The organism is Arthrobacter alkaliphilus (genome assembly GCF_021483235.1).
GTDB classification, from domain to species: domain Bacteria; phylum Actinomycetota; class Actinomycetes; order Actinomycetales; family Micrococcaceae; genus Arthrobacter; species Arthrobacter alkaliphilus.
In genome coordinates this window covers 1-3,906 of the sequence record NZ_JAKEEC010000050.1, presented here as the reverse complement: position 1 = coordinate 3,906, position 3,906 = coordinate 1, and the positions used below count along the sequence as shown (strand labels likewise).

Genomic DNA, 3,906 nt, shown 5'->3' with positions numbered 1-3,906 from the left:
CTGGCTGTGACAGGTTTATATGGCCCCGGCAGGACGGTTATTTCCGGCCCCACTTCATGACTCGCCGGGCACCTGTGGCGGTTATTTGTGGCCCCACCTTCAACGTTGGATTCATCACTGGATGGATGCGGCGGAAGGCTGGTCTGGATGGAGTCGAGAGTGGAGTTGTTCGCGCGGATTCGAAGGGACGCCCGGGTTGAGGGCCTGTCGGTTCGTGCGTTGGCGGTTCGGTACGGGGTTCACAGGCGAACGGTAAGGCAGGCACTGGATTCAGCTGCCCCTCCGGAGCGTAAACAGAGACAAGGCGTGTCCTGGAGGCTGGAGCCCTTCAAGGGCGCGATCGATGCGATGCTGACCGAGGACACGACGGCGCCGCGGAAGCAGCGCCATACTGCACGCAGGATTTTGGCCCGGCTCATCGAAGAGCACGGTGCGCCGGAGCTGTCGTATTCGACGGTGCGGGATTATGTGCGGGTCCGCCGCGCCCAGATCGATGTGGAGGCCGGCCGCCGGGTTGAGGTGTTCGTTCCCCAGGAACACGCCCCCGGAGCGGAAGCCGAGGTGGACTTCGGTGAAGTCTGGATCATGCTGAACGGGGTGAAGACGAAGTGCCACATGTTCATCTTCCGGTTATCACATTCGGGCAGGGCCATCCACCGGATCTACCCGACCCAGGCTCAGGAAGCCTTTCTTGAAGGCCACGTGGAGGCCTTCAAAGTTCTGGGCGGCGTCCCGACTAAACATATCCGCTATGACAACCTCACCAGTGCTGTAACCGCTGTGGTGTTCGGCCAGGGCCGGCAGCGCCGGGAGAACGACAGATGGGTGTTGTTCCGTTCGTTCTACGGCTTCGACCCCTTCTATTGCCAGCCCGGCATCGCCGGGGCCCACGAAAAGGGCGGGGTTGAAGGTGAGGTGGGCTGGTTCCGCCGCAACCGGCTTTCACCGATGCCGGTTGCTGACTCCCTGGACGAGCTCAACGACCGGATCCGCAAATGGGAAGCCCAGGACGAGGACAGGAGGATCAATGACAGGATCCGCACCATAGGCCAGGACTTCGAGATCGAACGGCCGTTCCTGGCCCCGTTGCCGGCAGAGGAATTTGATCCGGGTCTGGCGCTGAACCCGAGGGTCGACAGGTCCTCGATGGTCACCGTCCGGATGGTGAAGTATTCCGTCCCGGCCCGGTTCATCGGCCGGAGGGTCCGGGTGTCATTGCGGGCGTCCGAGGTCGTGGTGTTCGATGGCCGCACCGTGGTCGCCAGGCACCAGCGGCTCGCCGCCCGGTCCGGGCAGTCGGTCCAGCTGGACCACTATCTCGAGGTCCTCAAAACCAAGCCCGGCGCCCTTCCAGGCTCCACCGCTTTGGCCCGGGCGCGAGAGTCCGGGACGTTCAGCAGCGCGCACGAGGCATTCTGGGCCGCCTCCCGCCGGGTCAACGGCGACGCCGACGGGACCCGTGAACTCATCGACGTCCTGCTCCTCCACCGGTCCATGGACGCCTGCGACATCCACGCAGGCATCACCGCGGCCCTCGTAGTGGGCGCGGTCAGCGCCGACGTCGTCGCGGTCGAAGCCCGCAGACACGCCACGACATCTTGCCGGGGCGGGGCCAGTTCGGACCGTCATCCCCGTGTTCATGCTGAAGAGAAGGTGCAACGAGTTGTCAGTCTCACCCAGCGCCGCCTCATGGACCCCGTCGCCGTCATCGCCGGGCTGCCACCTGATAGCCGGCCCCTGCCATCGGTCCGCGCCTATGACGAGCTGCTGGCCAAACGTTCGGAACACCCCGCAGGAACCGCGTCAAAGGAGAACATCTCATGAGCCCCACCGCACCGGCGACCACCATCACCCCGGCCCTGCGCCGGCGGCGAGGCCTGACCGAACAGGCAGCGGTTGCCGCCGTGGACCAGGCCTGCCGCCGACTGCGCCTGCCCACCATCCGGGCAGTCCTCGATGAAGGCCTCGCCGTCGCGGGGAAGGAACAACTCTCCTACCAAGGCTTCCTGGCCGAACTGCTGCTGGCCGAGTGCGACGACAGGGACCGGCGCTCCTCGATCCGGCGCGTGAAAGCCGCGAACTTTCCCCGGGACAAGTGGCTCGGGGACTTTGACTTCGATGCAAACCGGAACATCAACCCTGCCACCATCCACACCCTGGCCACCGGACAATGGATCCGCAAAGGACAACCCCTCTGCCTGATTGGGGACTCCGGAACCGGCAAATCCCACCTGCTCATCGGACTCGGCACCGCCGCCGCGGAGAACGGCTACCGAGTCAAATACACCCTCGCCACCCGACTCGTGAACGAACTCATCGAAGCCGCAGACGAGAAGGTCCTGGCCAAGACCATCGCCCGCTACGGCCGGGTGGACCTGCTCTGCATCGACGAGCTTGGCTACATGGAACTTGACCGTCGAGGCGCCGAACTCCTCTTCCAGGTCCTCAGCGACCGTGAGGAGAAAAACTCCATCGCCATCGCCTCCAACGAATCGTTCTCCGGCTGGACCAAAACCTTCACCGACCCGCGCCTCTGCGCCGCCATCGTGGACCGGCTGACCTTCAACGGCACCATCATCGAAACCGGCACCGACTCCTACCGCCTGGCCCAGGGCATCGCGCGTAAAAGCTCGGAACAGGTGAACAACCCCGCTGCAGGAACCCAAGGTCCCCACGGAGGTGAATCCGACCTCATGCCATGGGCGCCGGCAGGCACTCGGTGACTCCCCTCGAAACTTTCCCCAAAAGTAACCGATACGGCATCCGCGTGGGGTAGTTTGATCGCTATGTTGACCGGATTCAAGAATTTCATCATGAAGGGCAACGTCGTAGACCTTGCCGTCGCCGTCGTGATTGGTGCCGCCTTCGGTGCCGTAGTCACGGCCCTAGTCCAAAGCGTTCTCATGCCGTTCATTGCGGCCCTGGTCGGATCTCCGAACTTCGATAGTTTCGCCGTCGTGACCCTCAACGGAAACGACATCAAATTCGGTGTCCTGCTCACGGCAATTGTTAACTTCGTGCTCGTGGCGGCAGCCATTTACTTCGTCATCGTCGTGCCCATGAACCACATGGTCGAGCGCCGCAACCGGCGCCTCGGCATCAACCCGGACGTCAAGGAAGAAGCGGCCGAAGACCCCCAGATTGCCCTGCTTACGGAAATCCGGGATTCCCTCCGGCAAGACCGCAGGCCCTAATGAAGCCGGCGTACCCAAACCCCGCCAAAATCCGCTATAAGCGCTGAACCGCGGCCCAATTGCTTCGGCACGCTCACGTTCCACAGACCGACGCTGCGATAGCGTGTCTCTCAGCGGCGCAGGGATAAATCCGGGCGTTCGTGCAGCCGCAGGCTGGCTGGGCTTGTTTTCCGTCATCGATGAAAGGACATGAAAATGGCTGTTTCGATTGAATTGGGCAAGGCATTGGACAAGGGCTACGAGAACTCGACTCTGGACGAGGTCCTTTCGGCCCCGCCCTCGGCTCTTGCCGGACTGACCGAAAAGCACGACGAACTGCTTGCCGGTATGGGAATCAAAACCATCCGCGATCTGGGAAGCAACAAATACTTCGCTACGGCAGGGGTACTGGTCGCACTCTCCGGCAAGGTTGGGTAGTCGGTCTGGACTGTTAGCGCGTCTAACTGAAAGGGTCCGGCCCGGCGCACGCCGGGCCGGACCTTTTCCATTCCAGAATGGATTTCTCCCACTCAAGAGATCTGACATGCTAGCAACGACGGCGCCCCGACTCCATACCCCCGACCGGCATCTGCCGTTCCCACGGGCGATACAGGAACCCTTAGCCAACCGGTGCGAAAACCGTCCCGCGAGCCCGAGACCCACAACAACGTTCCGTGAACCTGGGGCCACTTTCAATCGCCCCTCTGGGGCCAAAAATACTTGACACAATCAC

Annotated in this window: 3 protein-coding genes and 1 pseudogene; all 4 read left to right on the top strand. The window is 62.7% G+C overall.

The features are described 5' to 3' along the window. Nucleotides 1-147: 147 nt before the first annotated feature. The 4 genes and pseudogenes from istA (at nt 148) to L0B83_RS19465 (ending at nt 3,611) form a co-directional block, all read left to right on the top strand. Complete coding sequence (gene istA / locus L0B83_RS19480; RefSeq protein ID WP_234760222.1) at nt 148-1,824, top strand: IS21 family transposase; 1,677 nt, start codon at nt 148-150, stop codon at nt 1,822-1,824. Next, nucleotides 1,821-2,609, top strand: a pseudogene (gene istB, locus L0B83_RS19475) (IS21-like element helper ATPase IstB); the annotation flags it as partial. The gene istA and the pseudogene istB, both read left to right, overlap by 4 nt. A gap of 177 nt (nt 2,610-2,786) precedes the next feature. Continuing rightward, complete coding sequence (gene mscL, locus L0B83_RS19470) at nt 2,787-3,194, top strand: large conductance mechanosensitive channel protein MscL (RefSeq protein ID WP_066435231.1); 408 nt, start codon at nt 2,787-2,789, stop codon at nt 3,192-3,194. Between the two features lie 195 nt (nt 3,195-3,389). Beyond that, nucleotides 3,390-3,611: a hypothetical protein gene (locus L0B83_RS19465; RefSeq protein ID WP_056741113.1), complete on the top strand. Its 222-nt coding sequence runs from the start codon at nt 3,390-3,392 to the stop codon at nt 3,609-3,611. Nucleotides 3,612-3,906: the final 295 nt, after the last annotated feature.